The sequence below is a fragment of the Ruegeria sp. ANG-S4 genome (assembly GCF_000814005.1).
GTDB lineage: Bacteria > Pseudomonadota > Alphaproteobacteria > Rhodobacterales > Rhodobacteraceae > Ruegeria.
Genome location: NZ_JWLK01000005.1, coordinates 289,046 through 311,860, shown reverse-complemented (window position 1 = coordinate 311,860; position 22,815 = coordinate 289,046). Strand labels below are relative to the sequence as shown.

24 protein-coding genes are annotated in these 22,815 nt (G+C 58.8%); 12 read left to right on the top strand and 12 right to left on the bottom strand.

Annotation, left to right across the window (positions count from 1 at the left end; translation table 11 throughout):
- Nucleotides 1-19 precede the first annotated feature (19 nt).
- Complete coding sequence (locus RA28_RS14525) at nucleotides 20-748, top strand: hypothetical protein (protein WP_039530264.1); 729 nt, start codon at nucleotides 20-22, stop codon at nucleotides 746-748.
- Here the strand turns inward: RA28_RS14525 and RA28_RS14520 are convergent.
- Nucleotides 742-2,697: a 4Fe-4S binding protein gene (locus RA28_RS14520; RefSeq protein WP_039530261.1), complete on the bottom strand. Its 1,956-nt coding sequence runs from the start codon at nucleotides 2,695-2,697 to the stop codon at nucleotides 742-744. The two genes, RA28_RS14525 and RA28_RS14520, sit on opposite strands and share 7 nt — an antisense overlap.
- A 262-nt stretch (nucleotides 2,698-2,959) precedes the next feature.
- On the opposite strand from RA28_RS14520, the gene RA28_RS14515 reads away from it, so the two are divergent.
- The 10 genes from RA28_RS14515 to RA28_RS14475 all read left to right on the top strand — a co-directional run bounded on the left by RA28_RS14515 (nucleotide 2,960) and on the right by RA28_RS14475 (nucleotide 12,150).
- Nucleotides 2,960-3,514 carry a DUF3305 domain-containing protein gene (locus RA28_RS14515; RefSeq protein WP_039530258.1) on the top strand — a complete coding sequence of 185 codons (555 nt, stop codon included), beginning with the start codon at nucleotides 2,960-2,962 and terminating at the stop codon, nucleotides 3,512-3,514.
- Complete coding sequence (locus RA28_RS14510) at nucleotides 3,511-4,089, top strand: DUF3306 domain-containing protein (RefSeq protein ID WP_039530256.1); 579 nt, start codon at nucleotides 3,511-3,513, stop codon at nucleotides 4,087-4,089. Before RA28_RS14515 ends, RA28_RS14510 begins: the two co-directional genes overlap by 4 nt.
- Nucleotides 4,090-4,093: 4 nt before the next feature.
- Entirely contained in the window at nucleotides 4,094-4,705 is a 612-nt protein-coding gene (locus tag RA28_RS14505) for a TorD/DmsD family molecular chaperone (RefSeq protein ID WP_039530253.1), read from the top strand.
- A 58-nt stretch (nucleotides 4,706-4,763) separates the two neighbouring features.
- Nucleotides 4,764-4,952, top strand: coding sequence for a ubiquinol-cytochrome c reductase iron-sulfur subunit N-terminal domain-containing protein (locus tag RA28_RS14500; RefSeq protein WP_039530250.1), 189 nt, complete (start codon nucleotides 4,764-4,766; stop codon nucleotides 4,950-4,952).
- Nucleotides 4,953-5,084: 132 nt separating this feature from the next.
- Nucleotides 5,085-7,979 carry a formate dehydrogenase subunit alpha gene (locus RA28_RS14495; protein WP_039530249.1) on the top strand — a complete coding sequence of 965 codons (2,895 nt, stop codon included), beginning with the start codon at nucleotides 5,085-5,087 and terminating at the stop codon, nucleotides 7,977-7,979.
- Nucleotides 7,980-7,994: 15 nt separating this feature from the next.
- Complete coding sequence (fdh3B, locus tag RA28_RS14490; RefSeq protein WP_039530246.1) at nucleotides 7,995-8,591, top strand: formate dehydrogenase FDH3 subunit beta; 597 nt, start codon at nucleotides 7,995-7,997, stop codon at nucleotides 8,589-8,591.
- 75 nt (nucleotides 8,592-8,666) lie between these two features.
- On the top strand, nucleotides 8,667-9,875 hold the full coding sequence (locus RA28_RS14485; RefSeq protein WP_039530243.1) for a formate dehydrogenase subunit gamma: 1,209 nt from the start codon (nucleotides 8,667-8,669) through the stop codon (nucleotides 9,873-9,875).
- Nucleotides 9,876-11,138 (top strand): c-type cytochrome, encoded by a 1,263-nt coding sequence (locus tag RA28_RS14480; protein ID WP_039530241.1) that lies wholly within the window; start codon nucleotides 9,876-9,878, stop codon nucleotides 11,136-11,138.
- A gap of 13 nt (nucleotides 11,139-11,151) precedes the next feature.
- Nucleotides 11,152-11,277 carry a hypothetical protein gene (locus RA28_RS23050; RefSeq protein WP_275041383.1) on the top strand — a complete coding sequence of 42 codons (126 nt, stop codon included), beginning with the start codon at nucleotides 11,152-11,154 and terminating at the stop codon, nucleotides 11,275-11,277.
- Complete coding sequence (locus RA28_RS14475; protein ID WP_039530239.1) at nucleotides 11,278-12,150, top strand: helix-turn-helix transcriptional regulator; 873 nt, start codon at nucleotides 11,278-11,280, stop codon at nucleotides 12,148-12,150.
- Between the two features lie 9 nt (nucleotides 12,151-12,159).
- On the opposite strand, the gene RA28_RS14470 is transcribed toward RA28_RS14475, so the two are convergent.
- From RA28_RS14470 to RA28_RS14425, 10 genes are all read right to left on the bottom strand, one after another.
- Nucleotides 12,160-12,975: a substrate-binding domain-containing protein gene (locus tag RA28_RS14470; protein WP_039530236.1), complete on the bottom strand. Its 816-nt coding sequence runs from the start codon at nucleotides 12,973-12,975 to the stop codon at nucleotides 12,160-12,162.
- 23 nt (nucleotides 12,976-12,998) lie between these two features.
- Complete coding sequence (locus RA28_RS14465) at nucleotides 12,999-13,733, bottom strand: ATP-binding cassette domain-containing protein (protein WP_039530233.1); 735 nt, start codon at nucleotides 13,731-13,733, stop codon at nucleotides 12,999-13,001.
- On the bottom strand, nucleotides 13,726-14,439 hold the full coding sequence (locus tag RA28_RS14460; RefSeq protein WP_039530231.1) for an ABC transporter permease: 714 nt from the start codon (nucleotides 14,437-14,439) through the stop codon (nucleotides 13,726-13,728). The genes RA28_RS14465 and RA28_RS14460 overlap by 8 nt, the downstream gene beginning before the upstream one ends.
- 154 nt (nucleotides 14,440-14,593) lie before the next feature.
- Entirely contained in the window at nucleotides 14,594-15,589 is a 996-nt protein-coding gene (locus tag RA28_RS14455) for an ABC transporter substrate-binding protein (RefSeq protein WP_039530229.1), read from the bottom strand.
- A 56-nt stretch (nucleotides 15,590-15,645) separates the two neighbouring features.
- Nucleotides 15,646-16,494, bottom strand: a complete 849-nt coding sequence (locus tag RA28_RS14450) for an ABC transporter permease (protein WP_039530226.1) — start codon at nucleotides 16,492-16,494, stop codon at nucleotides 15,646-15,648.
- Nucleotides 16,491-17,408, bottom strand: a complete 918-nt coding sequence (locus RA28_RS14445; protein ID WP_039530223.1) for an ABC transporter permease — start codon at nucleotides 17,406-17,408, stop codon at nucleotides 16,491-16,493. The genes RA28_RS14450 and RA28_RS14445 overlap by 4 nt, the downstream gene beginning before the upstream one ends.
- Nucleotides 17,405-17,836: a GNAT family N-acetyltransferase gene (locus RA28_RS14440; RefSeq protein WP_039530220.1), complete on the bottom strand. Its 432-nt coding sequence runs from the start codon at nucleotides 17,834-17,836 to the stop codon at nucleotides 17,405-17,407. Before RA28_RS14440 ends, RA28_RS14445 begins: the two co-directional genes overlap by 4 nt.
- Entirely contained in the window at nucleotides 17,836-18,633 is a 798-nt protein-coding gene (locus RA28_RS14435) for an ABC transporter ATP-binding protein (protein WP_039531627.1), read from the bottom strand. The genes RA28_RS14440 and RA28_RS14435 overlap by 1 nt, the downstream gene beginning before the upstream one ends.
- A gap of 54 nt (nucleotides 18,634-18,687) precedes the next feature.
- Complete coding sequence (hydA, locus tag RA28_RS14430; RefSeq protein WP_039530218.1) at nucleotides 18,688-20,142, bottom strand: dihydropyrimidinase; 1,455 nt, start codon at nucleotides 20,140-20,142, stop codon at nucleotides 18,688-18,690.
- A gap of 92 nt (nucleotides 20,143-20,234) precedes the next feature.
- The gene (locus RA28_RS14425; RefSeq protein WP_039530215.1) at nucleotides 20,235-21,485 is read right to left on the bottom strand and encodes a Zn-dependent hydrolase; all 1,251 of its coding nucleotides are present in this window, start codon (nucleotides 21,483-21,485) and stop codon (nucleotides 20,235-20,237) included.
- 170 nt (nucleotides 21,486-21,655) lie between these two features.
- Between RA28_RS14425 and RA28_RS14420 the strand changes: the two genes are divergently transcribed.
- Nucleotides 21,656-22,264, top strand: a complete 609-nt coding sequence (locus RA28_RS14420) for a TetR family transcriptional regulator C-terminal domain-containing protein (protein ID WP_039530212.1) — start codon at nucleotides 21,656-21,658, stop codon at nucleotides 22,262-22,264.
- A 9-nt stretch (nucleotides 22,265-22,273) separates the two neighbouring features.
- Here RA28_RS14420 and RA28_RS14415 read toward each other — a convergent pair whose 3' ends face one another.
- Entirely contained in the window at nucleotides 22,274-22,753 is a 480-nt protein-coding gene (locus tag RA28_RS14415) for a hypothetical protein (protein ID WP_039530209.1), read from the bottom strand.
- Nucleotides 22,754-22,815 lie beyond the last annotated feature (62 nt).

Sequence of the window (22,815 nt, the reverse complement as noted above, 5' to 3'; positions counted from 1 at the left end):
TCGCCCGCTAGGTTTAGCCATGCGCTTTGCCCTTTTGTGCCTGAGCCTGACGCTCTCTGCCACCCCCTCTTGGTCGCAAGAGGTGCTGGGCCTTGCGGCCCCGGACGAAGTGTCGGACTCGGGTCTTTTGAAACATATTCTTCCTCGCTTCTCACTCAAGACCGGCATTCGCGTGATTGCGGACGAAAATGGCCAGATGGTGTTGTCCGATGCCCCGCCCGGCGATGCGGTGTTCCAACGCGGCGGCACAGTCTATCACCTTCAAGTCGAAGACGAGGCCGATCAAATCCGGTTTCGCGAATGGCTGCTTTCGGACATTGGCAAACGAACGGTTGAGAGTTTTGCGCCGTCCCAGGGTGAACCGTTCAGTGCCAGCATCGAGATTGCCGTGACCCAGACCGAACAGGTCGTGGATGGGGACGCTGTCCGAGGCCAGGAATTGTCGATGTCGCTGTGCGGTCGATGCCATGTCATCGGCCCCCAGAACCGATTGAACGGGTTGGGGTCCACGCCCTCGTTTGCAGTGCTGCGTTCCTTGCCGGACTGGTCCGAACGGTTTGAAGCTTTCTTTGCCCTCAACCCACACCCTGCTTTCACGCAGGTCAAAGACGTGACCCCGCCCTTTGCCGTCGATCGCCCGTCGCCGATCCACCCGGTCGAGATGACACTGGAGGACCTCGAAGCCATCCTTGCGTTCGTTTCGGGGATGCGTGCGGCAGATCTTGGCGCGCCGCTGCAACTTCAATGATCCTTTCGTTTCGTGAAATAGTCGTCCGTCGTGACAACGCGCGGCTTGGGCGCGGACTGAAAGGGATTATCCTGGCTCTGAAACTGCGCCTTTACCCGACAATCGTCGCACATCTGGATCATGCGCGCCTGATCCGAGGTCGCGAACATGGGATGCGTGCCCGACAGCTTTTCCATGATCCGTTCGACCGTTGATTTCACACCAAAGGCCGCGCCGCATTCGACGCATTCAAAGGGCTCCTCTTCGTTCAGCACCTTCTGTGACAAGGCAGCGTCCGACAAGTCGAACTGAGGGATCAGGGCAATTGCATTCTCGGGGCAGATCGTTTTGCACAGCCCACATTGCAGACAGGCATCCTGCTGGAAATTCAACTGCGGTTTGTCCGGGTTGTCGATCAATGCACCGGACGGGCACAGCGAAACGCAGCTTAGACACAACGTGCATGTGTCAGTATTCACCGCAACCGCACCGTAAGGCGCGTGTTCGGGCAGCGGCAAAGGCGCAACCGCACCCGGGTTCAAGGCCTGCGCCGCGAGGCGCGCGATTTGGCGGCGGTTTCCCAAAGGCAGCACCGGGTCGGTCAAAGGAACAGGCACGGTCTGGCCGTAAAGGACATCGGAAAGCACATCGGGATCGGTTTCGTCAATAAGACCAAGGGCGGCTTCCCCGGCTATTGCCTGCGCCAGCCGCAATTCGCGGCCCAACGCATCCCTTTCTGTTTTTGGAGCCAACAGTACATCCACGCGGGCAAAACCATGCGCCAGCCCGGCCAGCATTTCGGCATGACCAAAGCCCGCGATCGAATTAAGCTCGAGCGGGATGACATCAGCGGGAAGGCCGCGACCGAACCGGGCGGACAATTGGATCATCTGCAATCCATGCGCATCGTGCACCAAAAGGCGGGGTGCTTTGCCACCGGCGCGCCGATAGGTCCTTGCCAGGATATGCATTCGCGACAAGACCGCCGAAACCGGCGGATCCTCATAGGTTATGGCGGTGGACGGACACAGCGCCGAGCATGCACCGCACCCGGCGCAAACCATCGGATCAATTGCAACATGATCGCCCGCGGGCGTGATCGCCCCAGTCGGGCAAATGTCCAAGCACTTTGAGCATCCCACCTGCTCGGCCCGAGAATGCGCGCACAGGGTTTCATCCAACCGGACATAAAGCGGCTTTTCAAATGTGCCGACCAACTGTGCGGCTTCGAATGCCAGGTTTGCCACCGCAAGCGGATCACGCGGGTCGGCACGCAAATACCCTTCGCGCTTTTCAGGGGCGGGAACGTATGGCGTTCCACCCGTCAGGTCGACGACGATATCACAGCGCGAGGTTGCGCCATCTCGTGGTGGCGTCCAACGAAACGCGCCGCGACCGCCGGGCTTAAGTTGTTGAACCTGATCCAGTCGCAGCGTGAACCCGCCCAGCGCCCCGGACAATCCGCGCAACCGCCCCCGAACGACGTCATAGGAACGGCTGAGCGGCTCTGTGTCATCGGTAACCAAAACGGTGATGGCCAATGTGGCGGACAGACGTTCGGCAAGGTCAAATGCCACCGAACCAGGGCCGACGATGCAGCAAGTGCCTTCGCTGATCACGTCGACGCCCGGCGTCATCGGTTGGGGCAACAACGCTTCGGCCGCCAACGCAGCCATCTTGGGCGCCGCGTCCTGCCCGTCCTCGGACCAGCCCGCCCTGTCGCGAAGATCTACGAAACCCGGCTGATCGACCTCAAGTTCTTCGGCCAGTTCCGAGAAAACCGTTTGCTCTTGTCCACACGCGACAACGATCTGATCGCCCTGCTGCAGCAAGGCGGCGGCGGCGTCCAGCTCTTGCGTGCATAAAGCAGTGTGAATTTTCGAACAGGCCACATCGCACGAACCGGAAATCCGTTCGGCGTCGAGTGACTGCGTCCCCGCGCAATCGCAAAGTATTAGCTTGCTGGCCATGCCCCTCCCTCGGACTGCTTGCTGCTTCTCCGCACCTTAGACCGAATGCGGGCGGAGGCAATGCGAATGCACAGAAACCGAGCGGAAATTGTGCACTATCTTTCACCTTTTCGGGCTCTGTGTCGCCAAGCCAAAAGATTAACGAATAAATTCGTGGTGAAAGCGACATTTTTCCACGCCAAGTGGACTTGGCACAGCGCCACTTTATGTACCATAGTACACCAAGAGAAAGGCATGGGAGAGCCTTTTCGGGGAGGAGCCAGTGGCCAAGGCCGCAAGCCAAGTTGACATGCCCGTCGGCATCATTGTGCGCAAAACACCCGGCGTGACCCGTTGGGCGCGATGGAACTGGCGTGCGGTCGCTGCATTGCCGGGTGCAGGTCCTGCGGATTGGGTCGAATTGCGGCGCGAAGGTGAGGCTGTCGAATATCACGCGGCCACTCTGCCGCTGACGCTTTGGGCCGATGAAACCGAAGCCTACATGGTGAATTTGTCCGACGGGCAACCGTCCTTGTATCTGGTTTTGCGGGACGAGTTGAAAGGAGAGCATCCGCTGAACGCCGTTCTCGTGACCGCTTCGCCTTTCGAAGGTCAGGACTACGCCGACACGGGCGAGGAGATCGTTGAGAAAATCCCGATGAGCGAGGGCCTGATCGCCTGGGTGCGCGACTTTACCCTGCAGCACCACAAGGATGAGGTGTTCGTTAAGCGCCGTCGCGACAAGAAACGCGTTGATCTGGTCGAGGACGGGCGCGGCGATGCGCGCATTCGTCAGGACTCGGACGTGTTTCGCGCGCCGCGGAGGGTCCTGCAATGAGCCAGGTCAGCGATTTCTGGTCTCGGCGCAAAGCCGCTGTCCAAGCCGAAGCCGAGGCCGATGCCCAAGCCGTCGAAGAACAGATCATCGCCCAGCAGAGAACCGAGCTGGAAGAAAAGACCGACGCCGAGATACTGGCCGAGTTCGACTTGCCGGACCCCGATACACTAGAAGCGGGTGACGACGTATCCGGCTTTATGGCCAAAGCCGTTCCGGACCGCCTGCGCCGCCGCGCCTTGCGCCGTCTATGGCGGCTGAACCCTGTGCTCGCCAATGTGGATGGGCTTGTCGATTATGGTGAGGATTATACCGACGCCGCCTGCGTGATCGAGAACATGCAGACCGCCTACCAGATCGGAAAAGGAATGCTCGCCCACGTCGAGGCGCTTGCGACTGAAGCGGAAGACGGCGACGAAGTGGACTTCGAAGACGACCACCCCGAACCTGAGGCCGAACTGGCAACGCTCGCGCCCCAAGAAAACCCCGAACCCGTTTTGGTGCCTGATCCGGAAGAGGCGGTCGAAGCAGACTTGCCGCCTGCCCCACGCCGTATGACGTTTGAATTCGAAGGATGACCGAATGACCGCAAGTGATGCGCAAACTCTGGATGTCTCGGCCGAGGATCGCCTGCGCGCGGATTTCTATAACTTTCTGGGTTTGCTTCTGGCCGCGCCGCCCGATCAGATGCTGTTGGATCAGGTGACCGGACTGTCGGGCGACGAGACCGATCTGGGGCAAGCTATTCAGGCAATGGCGCGGGTCGCCAAGGTGACAAAACCCGCCGCAGCCGAGCGGGAATTCAATGCGTTGTTCATTGGCCTTGGGCGCGGCGAGCTGTTGCCCTACGCAAGTTTCTATCTCACTGGCTTCCTGAACGAAAAGCCGCTGGCGCAGCTGCGCAATGACATGGCCGCACGTGGGATAACGCGCGCCCAAAACGTGTTTGAACCCGAAGACAACATCGCCTCGCTCATGGAAATGATGGCTGGAATGATCGTCGGTCGCTTTGGGCCCGCAGCCAGTTTGGATGAGCAGCGCGCCTTCTGGAACAAGCATATCGGTCCCTGGGCCGCGCATTTCTATTCAGATTTGGAAGGCGCCGAAAACTCGGTTCTGTATGCCTCGGTCGGGACAGCCGGTCGGGTGTTCATGGAGATCGAGCGCGAGGCGTTTCGAATGACGGCGGCCTAGCCCGCCATTCGCCGGTGCCCCAACGGGCACCAAACCGCAATTGGGACAGGAGGAGCCCATGAGCAAGACCAAGGAAGAAGGCGCAACCCGCCGCGACTTCCTGAAACTGGCCGGAACCGCAGCCCCCGCTGCTGTTGCCGCCGCCAGCCTGACCGGGAAAGCCGAAGCAGCCGAGCTGCCGACGGATGAAACCCGGATGCAGGATACCGCGCACACGCGCGCGTATCTGGACAGCGCGCGCTTCTAGCCCGCCCCGACTGCGCCCGGTTTGCGAACCGGACGATGTCACCACCCGACTGACGGTTGCGATTGGCCCTGATGTCGGCATCAGCAGTACCAAGCCAGCCATGATGTTCGTGGCCAGCAAGGGAGGAAAGAAATGCTTAGGAAAAAGACCAACGGGGTTGCGAGACGCCCCCAGCGGACAAGTATCCTGTCCCAGATCGGCGAGAAAACTGTCGATCGCCGCGCGTTCCTGCGTGGATCGGGCCTGACGATTGGCGGTTTGGCCGCGATCAGCGCGACGGGTGGAACCGTAACGCCAGCCAGCGCCCAGACAGCGGCCAATCAGGCCGTTGAGAATATCAAATCCATATGCACCCACTGCTCGGTCGGCTGTACTGTCGTCGCCGAAGTGCAGAACGGTGTCTGGATCGGGCAGGAACCCGGCTGGGACAGCCCGTTCAACCTGGGTGCACATTGCGCCAAGGGTGCCGCGGTTCGCGAGCATGCCCATGGCGAACGCCGCCTCAAGTATCCGATGAAAAAGGAAGGCGGCGAGTGGAAGCGCATCAGCTGGGAAGAGGCGATCAACGAGATCGGCGACGGTATGATGAGCATCCGCGAGGAATCCGGGCCGGACAGCGTCTATTGGCTGGGTTCCGCGAAGCACAACAACGAACAGGCCTATCTGTTCCGCAAGTTCGCCGCGTATTGGGGCACGAACAACGTGGACCATCAGGCCCGTATCTGTCACTCGACCACCGTTGCGGGTGTTGCGAATACATGGGGCTACGGCGCCATGACCAATTCGTATAACGACATCCACAACTCTCGGGCCATCTTCATCATCGGCGGCAACCCGGCCGAGGCGCACCCCGTCTCGCTGCTGCATGTTCTGCGCGCGAAAGAGCAGAACAACGCCCCGTTGATCGTCTGCGACCCGCGCTTTACCCGCACGGCGGCGCACGCGGATGAGTATGTCCGCTTCCGTCCGGGCACTGACGTTGCCCTGATCTGGGGCATGTTGTGGCATATCTTCGACAACGGTTGGGAAGACAAGGAGTTCATCCGCACCCGCGTCTGGGGCATGGACCAGATCCGGACCGAAGTCGCGAACTGGAACCCGGAAGAAACCGAGCGTGTGACGGGTGTGCCCGGCTCGCAGCTCAAGCGCGTTGCGCGTACCCTGGTCAACAACCGGCCCGGCACCGTGATCTGGTGCATGGGTGGAACGCAGCACACCAACGGCAACAACAACACCCGCGCTTACTGCGTGCTTCAGCTTGCTCTGGGCAACATGGGCACATCGGGTGGCGGCACCAACATCTTCCGCGGCCATGACAATGTGCAGGGCGCAACCGACCTTGGTGTTCTGTCTCACACCCTGCCCGGCTATTACGGCCTGTCGAAAGGGGCTTGGGGTCACTGGGCGCGCGTCTGGGGCGAAGAGCCCGAATGGCTGGCGGGTCAGTTCGCCACGATCAAGGATAAGGAAGGCAAGGACAAACCGCTGCAGAATGAGCGCGGCATCCCTGTTTCCCGCTGGATCGACGGTGTACTGGAAGACCCGGCCAACATGGATCAGGACAACAACGTCCGCGCCATGGTTCTGTGGGGTCACGCGCCAAACTCGCAAACGCGGATGCCGGAGATGAAGACGGCGATGGAGAAGTTGGACATGCTGGTCGTGATCGACCCGTACCCAACTGTCTCGGCCGTTCTGCATGACCGCACCGACGGCGTCTATCTGTTGCCCGCCTGTACCCAGTTCGAAACCCGTGGCTCGGTCACGGCATCGAACCGGTCGCTACAATGGCGCGACAAGGTGGTGGATCCGCTGTTCGAAAGCCTGCCGGACGAGGTCATCATGGCCAAGTTCGCCAACAAGTTCGGCTGGGCGGATCGATTCTTCCGCAATATCGAGATGGAAGACCCGGAAACTCCGAATGTTGAAAGCATCACGCGTGAGTTCAACTCGGGCCTATGGACCATCGGCTACACGGGTCAGTCGCCGGAACGACTGAAAAGCCACATGGCCAACCAGCACACGTTCGACAGAACCACTTTGCAAGCCATTGGCGGACCCAACGACGGCGAGTATTACGGCCTGCCCTGGCCCTGCTGGGGAACACCGGAAATGGGTCATACAGGGACACCGAACCTCTATGACATGTCCAAACCGGTGGCCGAAGGTGGCCTGACCTTCCGCGCGCGCTTTGGCGTGGAACGTGATGGCGACAACCTGCTGGCCGAAGGGGTCTATAGCGTTGGATCGGAAATTCAGGATGGATACCCTGAATTCACGATGCAGATGCTCATGGACCTTGGATGGGACGGTGATCTGACGGCTGAGGAACGCGCGGCCATCGACGCCGTTGCGGGACCAGAGACCAACTGGAAAACCGACCTGTCCGGCGGTATCCAGCGGGTCGCGATCGAGCATGGCTGCGCACCCTTCGGGAACGCCAAAGCCCGCGCAGTCGTCTGGACCTTCCCGGACCCGATCCCACTGCATCGCGAGCCGCTTTATACGAACCGGCGCGATCTGGTGGCGGACTATCCGACCTACGAGGACCGGCACGCCTATCGCCTGCCTACCCTTTATGCTTCGATCCAAAAAAACGATTTTTCAAAGGATTATCCGATAATCCTCACGTCAGGTCGTTTGGTCGAATATGAAGGTGGCGGGGATGAAACCCGGTCGAATCCGTGGCTGGCCGAGCTGCAGCAGGACATGTTCGTCGAGATCAATCCGCGCGATGCCAACAACCTTGGTATTCGGGACGGATCGCAGGTCTGGGTCGAAGGTCCCGAGGGTGGCAAGGTCAAGGTGATGGCGATGCTGACCAACAGGGTCGGTGCCGGCGTGGCCTTCATGCCGTTCCACTTTGGTGGCCATTTCCAGGGCGAGGACCTTCGGGCGAAATATCCTGCAGGTGCCGATCCCTACGTGCTGGGCGAAAGCACCAACACCGCCCAGACCTATGGCTATGATTCAGTAACCCAGATGCAGGAGACCAAAGCGACTCTCTGCAAGATCTGGGCAGCGTAAGGAGGAGAAGAGAAAATGGCAGCAAGAGCAAAATTTCTCTGCGACGCCGAACGCTGCATCGAGTGCAATGCCTGCGTCACCGCGTGCAAGAACGAGCACGAAGTGCCGTGGGGCGTCAACCGCCGCAGGGTGGTGACGATCAATGACGGCGACCCGGGCGAACGCTCAATCTCGGTGGCCTGCATGCATTGTTCGGATGCGCCCTGCATGGCGGTGTGCCCGGTCGACTGCTTCTATCAGAACGAAGAAGGGGTCGTCCTGCATTCCAAGGACCTGTGCATTGGCTGTGGCTATTGCTTCTACGCGTGCCCGTTCGGCGCGCCGCAATACCCGCAGGCGGGCAACTTCGGATCGCGCGGCAAGATGGACAAATGTACCTTCTGCGCCGGCGGCCCCGAGGAAACGCACTCGACCGCAGAGTTCGCCAAATATGGTCGCAATCGGATCGCCGAGGGCAAACTGCCCATCTGCGCCGAGATGTGTTCCACCAAGGCCCTGCTTGCCGGCGACGGCGATGTGGTCTCAGCCATCTACCGTGAGCGTGTCGTTGCGCGCGGGTTTGGTTCGGGCGCGTGGGGTTGGGGCACAGCCTACGACCAGAAAGACGGCTAAGACCGCGTCTTTCATCAAGCACAAGACGACCCGCAAGCGCGGGTCGTCCTTTCAGGAATTTAGACCGAGGTCCAGATGTTCCGCTTACTCCTTGCATTTGTCTTAACACTTGGGTTTGCCCAGATCGGTGTCGCACAAACTGCCGAGACCGAGACCCCCGCCGCAGAAAGCGACCGTACCGCGACCGGAGGTGCATCGACACTTGAAGACATTCTGGCACGACAGCGCGGCGAGGCAGTGGACAACAACTTTCGGTCAGAAAACACCGGCCAAGGCAATGTCGAAGGCCTGTTGGGTCAGTTTGGCCCAAGCGGAGTTGCCTCGGACAGCGACGTGTACCGCGCCCTTCGGTTCGGATCGGCGGATGTGAGCGTCTCGTCCAGAGGCCCCGCAGACGGCGTTCTGATTCAGGACGGCGGCATGTGGTGGCTGAACTTTCGAACCGGCCCCTTGCGCGAATACGGCACCTATATATTGGGCGGAATGCTGGCCATTCTTGTGCTGTTTTTCCTGATCCGCGGACGGATCAAAATCGACGGCACAAAAACCGGGCGCACAGTGACCCGGTTTTCCAGCTTCGAACGGTTTGGGCATTGGATGTTCGCCGGGTCTTTCGTCATTCTGGCGATCACCGGGCTGATCACGCTTTATGGGCGCGACTTTCTGATACCGCTGTTCGGCAAGGAAGGTTTCGCGGTCATAGCCCAAGGTTGTAAATGGCTGCACAACAACCTTGCCTGGGCGTTTATGCTGGGACTGTTGATCATCACGGTCAATTGGATCGTGCACAACATCCCCAACCGCACCGATCTGAAGTGGCTGGCCGCAGGCGGCGGTCTGTTTACCAAGGGCAGTCACCCGCCTGCGCGGAAATTCAACGCAGGGCAAAAGATCATCTTCTGGCTCTGTGTGCTGCTGGGTATTTCCATCAGCCTTTCCGGCCTGTCCCTTTTGTTCCCGTTTGAAATGCCGATGTTTGCCAAGACATTCTCGGTCGCAAATTCGACCGGAATCCCCCAGATGCTGGGGCTGAGCCTGCCGGAACAAATGTCACCGCACGAAGAAATGCAGTACGCACAGGTCTGGCACGTCATGGTCGCCTATGTGTTTATCGCCATCATTCTGGCCCATATCTATCTCGGATCGGTGGGCATGGAGGGTGCGTTTGATGCCATGGGTTCCGGCGAAGTAGAAGAGCAATGGGCCCGCGAACACCATTCGCTGTGGCTGGAGGAAGTGCAGGACAAAGAGGCCGGAAAACAGGCGGCCTCACCCGCGGAATAAATGCGAAATCTGGTTCTGGCGCTGGCCCTGGTGCCGCTGCCCGCGATGGCCGAGTTCTTTACGCTCAAAGGTCATGGCGGTCCGATCATGGGCATCGCCGCCGCGCCGGACGGACGTATCGCAACAGCAAGCTTTGACAATTCGGTCGGTATCTGGACGGACCAGTCCCCCGAATGGCTGGAAGGGCACGAGGCCGCAGTGAACTCGGTCGTCTTCAATGGAACGGCGATCTATTCGGCTGGTGACGACTTCACTCTGCGTCAATGGCCCGGAGGACAGATCGTCGGGCGGCACAAGGGTAAGATCGTGGGCGTTGCCGCCTCAAAAACGCATGTTGCAACGGCCAGTTGGGACGGCACCATCGGAATTTGGCCCGTCGACGGTTCATCGCCGTCAATGCTTGGTCCAACGGGCAGCGGCGTGAATGCGGTTGCGTTTACTCCGGACGGGTCGCAGCTTTACTCTGCCGGGGTCGACGGTACGCTGCGCTTATGGGATGTCGCCAGCAGGCAAGAAATTGACCGGCTGGTCGAGCATGGCTTTGGCATCAACGAATTGGTGCTGAACGCACAGGACAACTGGATTGCCTACGGGGCTGTGGACGGTGTCACGCGCATCCTTGATCTGAGCAGCGGCGAAGAGCGTGACTTTACGCTGGACCGCCGACCGATCCTGGCCCTCGCCCTCAGCCCTGATCGCAGGTTGTTGGCGGTCGGTGATGGTGAGGGATACATCATGGTCATCGACACGGGTGATTGGCGTATCGCGCAAGACTTCCGCGCCACGCTGCGTGGGCCGGTCTGGGCGCTGTCCTTTTCAGCGGACGGGCAAAACATCCACGCCGGGGGCATTGATGAGGCAATGTACAGTTGGCCGGTTGCTGCCTTGTCGGAGCACGAGCAAATGGCAGCGTCCGAACCCAGCTTTTTGAAGAACCCCGATCAAATGGACAATGGAGAGCGTCAATTCACCCGCAAATGTTCAATCTGCCACAGCCTGAGTCCCGACAGCCAAAGGCGCGCAGGCCCGACGCTGCATAAGATATTTGGCCGCAAAGCGGGCAGCCTGCCAGACTATTTGTACTCGGATACGTTGCAAGACTCTGATATCATTTGGAATGAAGAGACGATAAATGCTCTTTTCGACGAGGGCCCGGATCACTACATTCCGGGTTCAAAGATGCCAATGCAGCGGATCACCGGCGCACAGGACCGCATCGATCTGATCGCGTTCATGCGCCGCGCCACCGCGCCTGAGGACTGAGCCGGAGGAGACTATGAAAGCCTTTCTAGCCGCCGTCGCTGCGATGGTTGTGATCACCGTCGCTGCCCCATTTGCACTGGACCGGATCGGATTCAGCGCCGCAGACGCGGGGTCAGGCCCGGCTGTGCGCCTCGATTGAATGCCCGAATATCTGACCACCCGCGAGCTTGCTGACCTGCTTAGAATCGGCGAGCGAAAAGCCTATGACCTTGCGTCTTCGGGCGAGGTCCCGTGCGTTCGCGCAATGGGCAAACTGTTGTTCCCCAAGGTCGAGGTCGTTGCATGGCTGAACGCGTCGCGGTCTGGGCCGCAAGTTGCCGAACCGCCGCTGCCCCCAATCGTTGCAGGCAGTCATGACCCGTTGCTCGATTGGGCGCTGCGCGAAAGCGGCTCGGGTCTGGCAACTTATTATGACGGCTCGTTTGACGGTTTGAACCGCCTGAGTGATCGAACTGCGCAGGCGACGGTTTTGCATATCCATGAGGCAGACGGGTTCAACGTAACCTCGGTCAAGGGCGCGTTGGGAGAAGCGCCCGTCATCCTGTACGAAATCGCGCAACGCCAGCGAGGGCTGTTGTTGGCACCCGAAACCGAAGGCATCCAGCAGTTTGCGGACCTAAAAGGCCGCCGGGTTGTTTTGCGTCAGGACAGCGCCGCAAGTCAACGTCTGTTCGACGCGCAATTGGCGCTCAACGATTTGTCGCGGGACGATCTGGATACGCTGCCGGTCTGCGCCCGCACCGAGGAAGAGCTGGCCCTCGCCTTGCGTGACGGCAAAGCCGAGGTTGGTTTTGGCATCGGTGCTTTGGCCAAGTTTTATGGGTTGGGTTTTCAGCCGACGCATACCGAAAGGCTGGATCTGGCAATCTGGCGTCGCGCCTTTTTTGAAACGCCGATGCTGACCTTGATCGACTTTCTGCATGCGCCGCGTTTCTTACAACGCGCCGAAGAGTTGGGCGGGTATGACGTGTCCGGTTTGGGTCAGATTCACCATAACGGTGCCAGTGGCTGACACGCCGGCTTACTCAGCGTTCGGAAAAAAAAGTTGCTCACCATCCAGCGTGTAGGTCTCAATCGCAGATTGCCCATCCGGCCCGATCAGCCAGTCTATGAAACGTTGCCCGGCGGCCGCCCGAACACCCGGATGTCTTTCGGAATTTACAAGTATCACGCCATATTGGTTGAACAGGCGCGGGTCGCCTTCAACGAGAATTTCAAGATCGCCGCGATTTCCAAACGTCAACCACGTGGCACGGTCGGTCAGCGCGTAAGCGCCCATGCCGCCTGCGACATTTAACGTCGCCCCCATGCCTGATCCTGTCTCTCTGTACCAAGTGCCCGAGGCGTCGGTGGGGTCGATGCCCGCATCGGCCCAAAATCGAATCTCGGCCTTATGCGTGCCGCTGTCATCCCCGCGAGAAGCAAAGGGTGCCTCAGCATCGAATATTGCGGTCAGCGCGCCGGTGATATCGTCTCCACCTTTCACTCCGGCCGGGTCTGTTCGAGGCCCGACCAGAACGAAATCGTTGTACATAACGTCAAAGCGTTCGACGCCCCAACCTTCGGCGACAAACCGATCTTCGTCGGCTTTTGAGTGTACCAGCAACACATCTCCGTCACCGTTGACGGCGTTCTTGATCGCTTGCCCGGTGCCAACGGCAACGACGCGCACGTCGATCCCCGTTTCCGCCTCAAACCACGGCAAGATATGCTCGAACAGGCCAGAGTTTTGGGTCGACGTTGTGGATTGAACAACAATGAATGGTTCTTCTGCGTTGGCCGGAAGTGCCAGAAGGCCAAGCGAGACAGAGGCGGCCCGGATCAGGTTTCGGATCATAGAATTTCTCCGTCAATTCTGAACTAGGTAACCAACCCGCCGGCCAGATACCGGCGCGCGGCTGCGCTTTCCGGGGCGTTCAATACCCGCCGGGCGGCACCGTGTTCAACCACATGCCCCCCCTGCATCATTACGACATCCGCTGCAAGCCTGCGGGCCTGCCCGATGTCATGCGTCACCATCAAGATGCGCACCCCGCGGGACGAGGCGCGCAGGATCATTTTCTCGATCGTCTGGGTCGCGGTGGGGTCAAGCGCGCTGGTCGGCTCATCCAGAAACAACGTGTCCGGAGACAACGCCAATGCGCGCAATATGGAAAGACGCTGCGCCTCGCCGCCAGACAGCGACCGGGCAGATTGCCGCGCCTTGTCGGACAGACCGCCTTCCGCCAGCAACTCGGCAATCTGATGTTTGCGAGTGGCGCGGGGAAAGCCCTTGCGCTTTAGAACAAAATCAAGATTCGCGGCAACCGAACGGCGCAATAAGACGGGGCGTTGAAACACCATCGCCTGCCGGGCCCGATGAGCCTGGTTCAGCAACTCTCCGCCCTGTAGAACGCGACCGCGATCCGGGGTAATCAACCCGTGAAGGCAACGTAACAGCAGGCTTTTTCCTGCGCCGTTTGGACCGAGCAGCAGTGTCGGCCCGGGTCCATCAAGCCGCAGGGACGGCACATCCAGCAGGGCTGTGCCGTTTCGGGCGATTTGGATGTTTTCGACCTGCAACGCGCCACCATTCTCTGTTGGAAAGTCACGCATGGCGCAACCCTTCCTGTTCTGCCCGCAAACTCAGCGCGCTGACCAAGGCGTTAACCGCAACCGCAATCCCGATAAGGATAGCGCCAAGCGCCAGAGCCAACGCCAGATTCCCCCGCGAGGTTTCCAAGGCGATGGTCGTCGTCATGACCCGCGTGACATGGTTGATGTTGCCGCCGACGATGATCACCGCACCAACCTCGGCAATTGCGCGCCCAAATCCGGCCAGCAACGCGGTGACGAGCGCCAGTCGCGCATCCCAAAGCAGCACCGGAACCGATGCCAGCCGTGACACGCCCAACGACCGCAGCTGTTCGGCGTATTCCTCGGCCAGCAATTCGACCACCTGGCGGGTCAACGCGGCGATTATGGGTGTGACCAGAACAACCTGCGCGATGATCATCGCGGTTGGCGTGTAAAGCAATTCCAACACGCCCAAAGGACCGGACCGCGACAACATAAGGTAAACAAGAAGGCCAACGACAACCGGTGGAAGACCCATCAGGGCGTTCATCAGAACAATCGTGGCGCGACGCCCGGGAAAGCGTGCGACGGCCAAAGCCGCACCAATTGGCATGCCAATGACCGCAGAAATCAAAACCGCAAAAACCGAAACCCGCATGGACAATAGCACAATCGACCAAAGCTCTGGATCCCCTGTCAGGATCAGAGTGGTGGCAGTTGCGAATTCTGATGCAAATCCTTGCATTAATTCCCATCTATCACAGAAACCGCAGGAAATGCGGCGATTTACATGAGAATACCTAGGCCGTTATCCGTCAAGTGCCGTAACAAACACGACAATGCGAACGAGAAACGCGGCCTCGGTTGAGGCCGCGTTCAAAATTGCCAACCGGAAGCCGTCAGTTCAGGGCGGCATCCGTGATCTGGTGCGTCCACGCACCCTCAGGCTCTTTGGTGATAGCCGGATTTTCAGCGGACACGGCAGACAGAAGCGTTTTGACGGTCTGTTCGTAATCAGCAGGGTCCAGCGCGCCGGTTGATCCTTCGATCAGCTTGGCGACTTCGCCCATCATGTAAACCTGATGGTCCAGTTCCTGCGCACCGGTCTCATCGAACTCCAGCACGATTTCAGCAGCCTCTTCCTGATTTGCCGCCGCATACTCCCAACCTTTCATCGAAGCGCGGACGAACCGTTCCATCTTGTCGACGAATTCAGGATCACTCAGGTTTTCTTCCATGACGTACAAACCGTCTTCGAGCATGCCAAAGCCCATCTGCAGGTAGTTGAAGGTCACAAGCTCCTCGGGCGTGATACCGGCCTGCAGGATTTGGCGGTATTCGTTGTATGTCATTGTCGAAATACAATCGGCCTGCCCCTGAATCAGCGGATCGGCTGAAAACGCCTGTTTCAGAACGGTAACACCGTTTTCGTCGGCCCCATCCGTTTCAACCCCCAGCGACGCCATCCAGGCGTAGAACGGATATTCATTGCCGAAGAACCAGACGCCCATCGTGCGGCCTGGGAAATCCTCGGGCGACTCTACACCAGTCGATTTCAGGCAGTTGACCTGCAGACCGCCGGTTTTGAAGGGTTGCGCGATGTTGACCAGCGGCACACCCCGTTCCCGCGCGGCCAGACCGGCCGCCATCCATGTGGTGATCACGTCGGCGCCACCCCCGGCGATAACCTGTTCCGGTGCGATATCCGGACCGCCGGGCTTGATCGTTACGTCCAGCCCCTCTTCGTCATAGAAGCCTTTTGCCTCGGCCACGAAGTACCCGGCAAACTGCGCCTGCCCGACCCACTTCAGTTGCAATGTCACCTCATCCGCCGCAAACGCCGTACTGGCTGCCAGACCAAAGGCGGCGACCGCCCCGCTTAGTAGCTTATTCATCTTCACTTCTCCTAGTTGCTTATGATTGCCCCGTTTTATGGGGTCTGTAGATTTTTTTATTGTTCGCGCTGCGACGGGTGCCAGAATGTCACCGCCTTTTCGATCCCTGCCACCAGACCATAGAACGCTGTACCCGCCAAAGCGGCGACCACGATCTCGGCCCAGACCATATCCAGTGACAATTGCCCCACGCTTGTCGAAATCCGGAACCCCATCCCGACGATGGGCGAGCCGAAGAATTCTGCGACAATAGCGCCGATCAGGGCCAGAGTCGTTGAAATCTTGAGCCCGTTAAAGATGAAGGGCATCGCTGCAGGCAGGCGCAGTTTCAAAAAACTCTGCCAATAGGTCGCCGCATAAGTCTCCATCAGGTCGCGTTGCATCGCAGTCGCCTCTCGCAAGCCCGCCACGGTATTGACCAGCATCGGAAAGAACACCATCACGACCACAACAGCGGATTTTGAGTGCCAGTCGAACCCGAACCACATGACCAAAATCGGTGCGGTGCCCACGATTGGCAGGGCCGCAACGAAATTGCCCACCGGCAGCAGGCCGAGGCGCAGAAAATCCCAACGATCGACGGCAATGGCCATCAGGAACGCCGCCCCGCACCCTATGACGTAGCCGCTGAGCGCACCTTTGAGGATCGTTTGCACGAAGTCCGCCCATAGGATCGGCAGGCTGTCTCCAAAGCGCAAGGCAATCGCGGATGGTGCGGGAAGGATGACCAGAGGCACGTCCAGGCCGCGCACGACAAGCTCCCATGCGGCTATGATCGTCAGCCCAAAAATCAATGGCGCCAGGAACCGAACCAATTGGCTGTCAGCTTGAGGCCCACTTGCAAGTCGGCTGTTCAGCCACCAGCCAAAGACCCAAACAACAATGGCTGCAATCACCAGTATCATTGCGCCATCCCCATCCGCCGCAGCACTGATTTTTCGATCAGGCCCAGCAATCCGACCAGACAGGCCGCCAGAATGGCTGCGGCAAACAAGGCCGACCAGATTTGCACCGTTTGGCCGTAGTAGCTGCCCGCCAACAGGCGCGCGCCAAGTCCCGCAACCGCTCCGGTCGGGAGCTCTCCAACGATTGCACCGACCAAAGAGGCCGCGATTCCGATCTTGAGCGAGGCGAACAGATACGGCATCGACGCGGGAAGGCGTAGCTTCCAGAACCCCTGCGAACGGCTGGCGTTGTAGGTCCGCAGCAGGTCCAATTGCATCGCATCCGGGCTGCGCAGTCCTTTGACCATGCCGACGACCACGGGAAAAAAGCTCAGATACGCGGAAATGATCGCCTTGGGTATGATCCCCTGCACCCCGACCGAATACAGCACGACAATGATCATCGGGGCCAGCGCAATGATCGGAATGGTCTGGCTCACAATCGCCCAAGGCATGACCGACAGGTCCATGACTCGGCTGTGCACGATCCCGACTGCCAGCAGTACACCCAGCCCGGTGCCGATTACAAAGCCCAGCATCGTCGCGCTCAACGTGACCCAACCGTGATAAATCAACGAGCGTTTGGATGTGATTTTTTTCTGGATCGTCGTCTCCCACAGTTCAATCGTCACTTGATGCGGCGATGGAAGGCGCGGCTTCTTTTGATCCCACGTGGCGGGAATGGCAAAAGCGTTGTTCAGAACCAGCCCAAATTCGCCTAAATCGCGGCGAGCGCTTGCCTTGGGCGGCTGAACCTCGGCCCCATCCCGTTCCAATTCCGTCAAGGCACCCTTTATGTTCATCGGGATGCAGCTGCCGTACCAAAACAATACGATGACGGCGACGACGGTCAAAACGGCGAGAACCTGCTTCATGCGCGCCACTCCATCCGAATGACCGGTAAGGTTTCGGGCGGAACGGGGGGTTCAGTGCCCGTCGCCACGAATCCCTCACGCCGATAGAATTTCTGGGCAAGTCTGTTCGGCTCATGGGTCGTCAACCAAAGGAAATCGCGCCCGGATTTGGCTTGATCCAGCAACCGTTTTCCCATCCCCTGACCGGTCCGCAGACAATACAAGGCGCCCACCTTCTGTGCCTTGGGGTCTATGGACATATAGCAATCGACCGGGTCTCCGGCGACCCAGATTTCGCGTGCCGGAAAGGCATCGCCGATCAATTGCGCCAGTTCTGCCTCGGACAATTCTGCTGGCATCCAATCGGTGCGTGTGACCCACGTCGCGATGACATGCGCACATGCCGGAACATCCTCAAACGTGGCTTTTCTGATCGCATCGGTCGACATCAAACATCATCCCCATGCCCGGCGCGCAGCCCTTCGCGGACACGATGAGCGACGTCAATAAATTCCGCGCTGTCCCGAATGTCGAGCGGACGTTCGCGCGGCAAAGGGCTGTCAATCACATCCGTTATCCGCCCCGGACGCGGGCTCATGACCACGATCTTGGTGCTCAGATACACCGCCTCAGGGATCGAGTGCGTGACAAACCCGATCGTCTTTCCGGTTCTGTCCCAAAGCGCCAAAAGCTGTTCGTTCAGGTGATCCCGAACGATTTCATCTAGCGCACCAAAGGGTTCATCCATCAGCAGAATATCTGCATCGAATGCAAGGGCCCGCGCGATGCTGGCCCGCTGCTGCATACCGCCCGACAACTGCCACGGAAACTTGCCGCCAAACCCTTTCAGATCAACGAGTTCCAGAACTTTGCTCACCCTTTCCTCCTGCTCGGATGCAGAATATCCCATGATCTCGAGCGGCAGTTTGATGTTCTTGGCAATGGTGCGCCACGGATACAGGCCCGCGGCCTGAAAGACATAACCGTATGCGCGCTTGCGTCGGGCTTCATCTGGGGTCATGCCGTTGACGGTCAATGTTCCCCCGGTCGGCTTTTCCAAAGCGGCAATGCAGCGCAAAAACGTAGTCTTACCGCAGCCGGATGGGCCAATGAAACTGACAAAGTCGCCCCGGTCGATGGTCAGGTTCACATCTTTCAGAGCGTGGATCGGCCCGTCATTGGTTTGGAAAGTAAGGTCCAGCTGTTGTGCTTCGATAACCGGCCGGGTCGTGCTTTCAGTATTCATTCCATCGCCTTGAAAAATAGTGTTTTTGACCACTGACGCCGTGGTCAAAAGACGTCATACGCCTGTCGCTGGAATACCCGATCGTTCGATCGGCTGTGGTGCAGTCAGCTCTTTCCACGTGCTCAGGGCTTTGTTCACATGGCTGTTCGCCTCGCGCGCCACGAAGGTGCCATGCCCCTCCTGCGTTTGAATTTCACCATCGTGAACAGCGACCTGACCACGGGTCAGTGTGAAGCGCGGCAAGCCTTTGACCTCTTTTCCCTCAAACACGTTATAGTCGATGGACGACTGCTGCGTATCGGCGGTGATCGTCTTTGATTTCTCAGGGTCCCAAACCACGATATCCGCGTCCGCCCCGACAAGTATCGCGCCCTTTTTCGGATAGCAATTCAATATCTTGGCGATATTTGTCGATGTCACCGCCACAAACTCCTGTGGGGTCAGACGCCCTGTATTCACGCCATGAGTCCAAAGCATCGGCAAGCGATCTTCAAGCCCGCCCGTGCCATTTGGGATCTTGGTGAAATCACCAACACCATACCGCTTCTGCTCGGTCGTAAAAGCGCAATGATCGGTGGCCACAACGCTCAAGGTGCCCGAGTGGAGGCCCGCCCAAAGACTGTCCTGATGCTGTTTGTTCCGGAACGGCGGGCTCATCACGCGCCGCGCTGCGTGATCCCAATCGTGATGGAAGTATTCGCTTTCATCCAGTGTCAGATGCTGGATCAAAGGCTCTCCCCAAACGCGCTTGCCCTGCATTTTGGCCCGCCGAATGGCCTCATGCGCCTCCTCGCAAGACGTATGCACCACATAGAGCGGCACGCCGGCCATATCGGCAATCATGATCGCCCGATTGGTCGCCTCGCCCTCAACTTGCGGCGGACGGGAATAGGCATGCGCCTCGGGGCCGGTATTGCCCTCGGCCAAAAGCTTGGCGCTGAGTTCGGCTACAACATCGCCGTTCTCGGCATGCACCATCGCGACGCCGCCAAGCTCGGCAAGCCGTGTAAACGATGCGAACAATTCGTCATCATTCACCATGAGCGCGCCTTTGTAGGCAAGGAAGTGCTTGAACGTATTGATTCCACGCTCTTCCACAACGGTCTTCATGTCATTGAACACCTGTTCCCCCCACCAGGTCACCGCCATGTGGAAGGAATAATCGCAATTGGCACGCGTCGACTTGTTGTCCCACCGCTTCAATGCATCCAGCAGGCTTTCACCGGGATTGGGCAGCGCAAAATCCACCACCATGGTCGTGCCCCCGGCCAATGCGGCCCGCGTTCCGCTTTCGAAATCATCGCTGGAATAGGTCCCCATGAACGGCATCTCAAGATGCGTATGCGGATCGATCCCGCCCGGCATGACATAACACCCGGTGGCATCAAGCTCTTTGTCCCCTTTCAGGTTCTGCCCGATTTCCGTAATGACGCCACCTTCGACCTTTACGTCCGCCTTATAGGTCAAATCGGCGGTCAAAACGGTTCCGTTCTTGATAACAGTGCTCATTTTAAACTCCCTGATGCGGTCTGCGCCGCTTGCTTCATCTGGCCAAAAATATCCCGGGGGAGTCGCCCTGTGGGCGACGGGGGCAGCGCCCCCTATTCCACAATCTCTGCCGTCTCGACGACCGCATGAAACAGAACATCAGCTCCGGCTGCCGCCCAGTCCTTGCTGATGTCCTCGGCCTCATTGTGGCTCAGCCCATCGACGCAGGGACACATCACCATTGCGGTCGGCGCCACCCGGTTGATCCAACAGGCGTCGTGCCCCGCGCCCGAAATGATATCCTTGTGCGAATACCCCAATCGCTCGGCCGCGCCGCGCACTGCGGCCACGCAGCCCGGGTCGAATTCCACCGGGTCAAAACCCCCGACTTTCTCGAATTCGACCTGCAGGCCCATCTGATCCACGATTTGCTGCGCCGCCACCCGAAGGCGGCTTTCCATGTCCTGAATAACAGCCAGATCGGGCGAGCGGAAATCGATTGTGAAAACGACCTTGCCCGGAATGACGTTACGCGAGTTCGGATAGACATCGATATGCCCGGCTGCACCAACCGCGTGCGGAGCGTGTGACCAGGCGATCTCGTCCACCTTCTCCAGAATCCGCGCCATCGCAAGGCCCGCATTTTTGCGCATCGGCATCGGCGTCGACCCGGTATGTGCGTCCTTTCCAGTCACCGTCACTTGCGTCCAGCTTAGACCCTGACCATGGGTTACAACACCGATATCCTTTCCTTCGGCCTCAAGTATTGGTCCCTGTTCAATATGCAGTTCGAAAAAGGCGTGCATCTTGCGCGCGCCGACCTCTTCGTCGCCGCGCCATCCGATGCGCCGCAGCTCGTCTCCGAATTTTTTGCCCTCGGCATCTTCACGGTCATAGGCCCAATCCTGCGTATGCATTCCCGCAAACACGCCCGAAGACAGCATTGCCGGCGCGTATCGCGTGCCCTCTTCGTTTGTCCAGTTCGTGGCGATGATCGGGTGCTTGGTTTTGAGGCCCAAGTCATTCAAAGTTCGAATGATTTCCAACCCGCCCAAAACGCCCAACACCCCGTCATATTTGCCGCCTGTCGGCTGGGTATCCAGATGCGAGCCCACATAGACCGGCAATGCATCGGGGTCAGTGCCTTCGCGGCGGGCAAACATATTGCCCATCTGATCCAGCCCCATCGTACACCCGGCTTTTTCGCACCACTCTTGAAACAACGCGCGTCCTTCGGCGTCCTCATCCGTCAGTGTCTGGCGGTTGTTGCCACCCGCAACACCGGGTCCGATCTTGGCCATTTCCATCAGGCTGTCCCACAACCTGTCGCCATTGATCCTGAGGTTCTGCGCCGGAGCCACCATGGTCTGTTTCCCTGTTGCTTGCGATTTGCTCGCTTTTGGTGTCTTGATTTGACCATCTGGTCAAACTCACGCTATCACGGGTTCGACATCAGTCAAGAAATTGCGCGACACAGCCGGTTTTTTCGGCAAGTTTCGCGCCAACTTGGCGCAAAAACTGACACGTTGGAAACATGCCCAAAGACCGCGCACCAACCCGCATACAAAAGAAGAATCGCGCCGCGATTCTTGAGGCCGCATTGAACGTCTTTTCGGCGCACGGGTTCCGCGGTGCAACCGTCGATCAGATCGCCGCCGAAGCCGGGCTCAGCAAACCGAACCTGCTTTACTATTTCCCGTCGAAAGAGGCGATCCACACCGCGCTTTTGTCTGGATTGCTGGACACATGGCTGGCTCCGCTTCACGACCTCGATGCGGACGGAGACCCGATGCACGAGATTCTGTCCTATATTCATCGCAAACTACAGATGAGCCGCGAGTTGCCGCGCGAAAGCCGGTTGTTTGCCAACGAACTGGTCCAGGGTGCGCCGCGAATTCACGAGGCGCTGTCACATGACCTCAAGACCCTTGTGAACGAAAAGACGAAGATTCTGACCCGCTGGATGGACGAAGGCAAAATTGCACGGCTTCACCCCCACCATCTGATCTTTTCGATCTGGGCACTGACCCAGCATTATGCGGATTTTGACGTTCAGGTCCGCGCGATACTGGGCGACGAGGACCCGTTCGAGGGCGCGGAACCGTTTATCGACACGCTGTATCGAAAGCTGCTTACACCCTAATTCCAAAAGCTATTTGGACGGCTTCAGGGCCAAGATCCGGTTCAGAATGACGATCGCCATCGCCAGCAGTATCGTGAAATCACCCATTGTTTTGACCGTGTTTATCTTGGGCACCTTACCGGCATCTTTGACAATGGCCGTGTACATCTTGGGCTGTTGAACTCCCGCCGAATGCTGTTTTTCCGAGGCTTTCACATACTGATCAAAATTCTGAAGCGCTTTGACCTTCTTGATGACTTGCCCCAGGAATTGACGATCCAGGGTCCGGTCCTGCTTTAGCTTCGCCAGCATGCCATCAATGGATTTTTTCAACTTTTCAATGTTGTCGCGATCTTTCTTGATCTGCTTTTGATGCTGCACAAAGTTCTTGGCGGCCATCGCGTCCCGTTGCTTTGCCTTGGACAAAGCGACGTTCTTTTTCGACTGATCCCGATCCAGTTTGGAGACCCGGTTGCCACCCTTATTCCGGCCCGGCGGTGACGCTGGCATGACACTCTCCTTTGATCATGTCTGTCAGCCGCAGTGTAACGCCGCGCCAGAAGTTCAGGTAT

What these genes read in the sequence shown, in the direction of transcription:
- RA28_RS14525 (WP_039530264.1), top strand. Translation starts at nt 20, where the DNA reads ATGCGCTTTGCCCTTTTGTGCCTGAGCCTGACGCTCTCTGCCACCCCC.
- RA28_RS14520 (WP_039530261.1), bottom strand. Translation starts at nt 2,697, where the DNA reads ATGGCCAGCAAGCTAATACTTTGCGATTGCGCGGGGACGCAGTCACTC.
- RA28_RS14510 (WP_039530256.1), top strand. Translation starts at nt 3,511, where the DNA reads ATGAGCCAGGTCAGCGATTTCTGGTCTCGGCGCAAAGCCGCTGTCCAA.
- RA28_RS14505 (WP_039530253.1), top strand. Translation starts at nt 4,094, where the DNA reads ATGACCGCAAGTGATGCGCAAACTCTGGATGTCTCGGCCGAGGATCGC.
- RA28_RS14500 (WP_039530250.1), top strand. Translation starts at nt 4,764, where the DNA reads ATGAGCAAGACCAAGGAAGAAGGCGCAACCCGCCGCGACTTCCTGAAA.
- RA28_RS14495 (WP_039530249.1), top strand. Translation starts at nt 5,085, where the DNA reads ATGCTTAGGAAAAAGACCAACGGGGTTGCGAGACGCCCCCAGCGGACA.
- fdh3B (WP_039530246.1), top strand. Translation starts at nt 7,995, where the DNA reads ATGGCAGCAAGAGCAAAATTTCTCTGCGACGCCGAACGCTGCATCGAG.
- RA28_RS14485 (WP_039530243.1), top strand. Translation starts at nt 8,667, where the DNA reads ATGTTCCGCTTACTCCTTGCATTTGTCTTAACACTTGGGTTTGCCCAG.
- RA28_RS14480 (WP_039530241.1), top strand. Translation starts at nt 9,876, where the DNA reads ATGCGAAATCTGGTTCTGGCGCTGGCCCTGGTGCCGCTGCCCGCGATG.
- RA28_RS23050 (WP_275041383.1), top strand. Translation starts at nt 11,152, where the DNA reads ATGAAAGCCTTTCTAGCCGCCGTCGCTGCGATGGTTGTGATCACCGTC.
- RA28_RS14475 (WP_039530239.1), top strand. Translation starts at nt 11,278, where the DNA reads ATGCCCGAATATCTGACCACCCGCGAGCTTGCTGACCTGCTTAGAATC.
- RA28_RS14470 (WP_039530236.1), bottom strand. Translation starts at nt 12,975, where the DNA reads ATGATCCGAAACCTGATCCGGGCCGCCTCTGTCTCGCTTGGCCTTCTG.
- RA28_RS14465 (WP_039530233.1), bottom strand. Translation starts at nt 13,733, where the DNA reads ATGCGTGACTTTCCAACAGAGAATGGTGGCGCGTTGCAGGTCGAAAAC.
- RA28_RS14460 (WP_039530231.1), bottom strand. Translation starts at nt 14,439, where the DNA reads ATGCAAGGATTTGCATCAGAATTCGCAACTGCCACCACTCTGATCCTG.
- RA28_RS14455 (WP_039530229.1), bottom strand. Translation starts at nt 15,589, where the DNA reads ATGAATAAGCTACTAAGCGGGGCGGTCGCCGCCTTTGGTCTGGCAGCC.
- RA28_RS14450 (WP_039530226.1), bottom strand. Translation starts at nt 16,494, where the DNA reads ATGATACTGGTGATTGCAGCCATTGTTGTTTGGGTCTTTGGCTGGTGG.
- RA28_RS14445 (WP_039530223.1), bottom strand. Translation starts at nt 17,408, where the DNA reads ATGAAGCAGGTTCTCGCCGTTTTGACCGTCGTCGCCGTCATCGTATTG.
- RA28_RS14440 (WP_039530220.1), bottom strand. Translation starts at nt 17,836, where the DNA reads ATGTCGACCGATGCGATCAGAAAAGCCACGTTTGAGGATGTTCCGGCA.
- RA28_RS14435 (WP_039531627.1), bottom strand. Translation starts at nt 18,633, where the DNA reads ATGAATACTGAAAGCACGACCCGGCCGGTTATCGAAGCACAACAGCTG.
- hydA (WP_039530218.1), bottom strand. Translation starts at nt 20,142, where the DNA reads ATGAGCACTGTTATCAAGAACGGAACCGTTTTGACCGCCGATTTGACC.
- RA28_RS14425 (WP_039530215.1), bottom strand. Translation starts at nt 21,485, where the DNA reads ATGGTGGCTCCGGCGCAGAACCTCAGGATCAATGGCGACAGGTTGTGG.
- RA28_RS14420 (WP_039530212.1), top strand. Translation starts at nt 21,656, where the DNA reads ATGCCCAAAGACCGCGCACCAACCCGCATACAAAAGAAGAATCGCGCC.
- RA28_RS14415 (WP_039530209.1), bottom strand. Translation starts at nt 22,753, where the DNA reads ATGCCAGCGTCACCGCCGGGCCGGAATAAGGGTGGCAACCGGGTCTCC.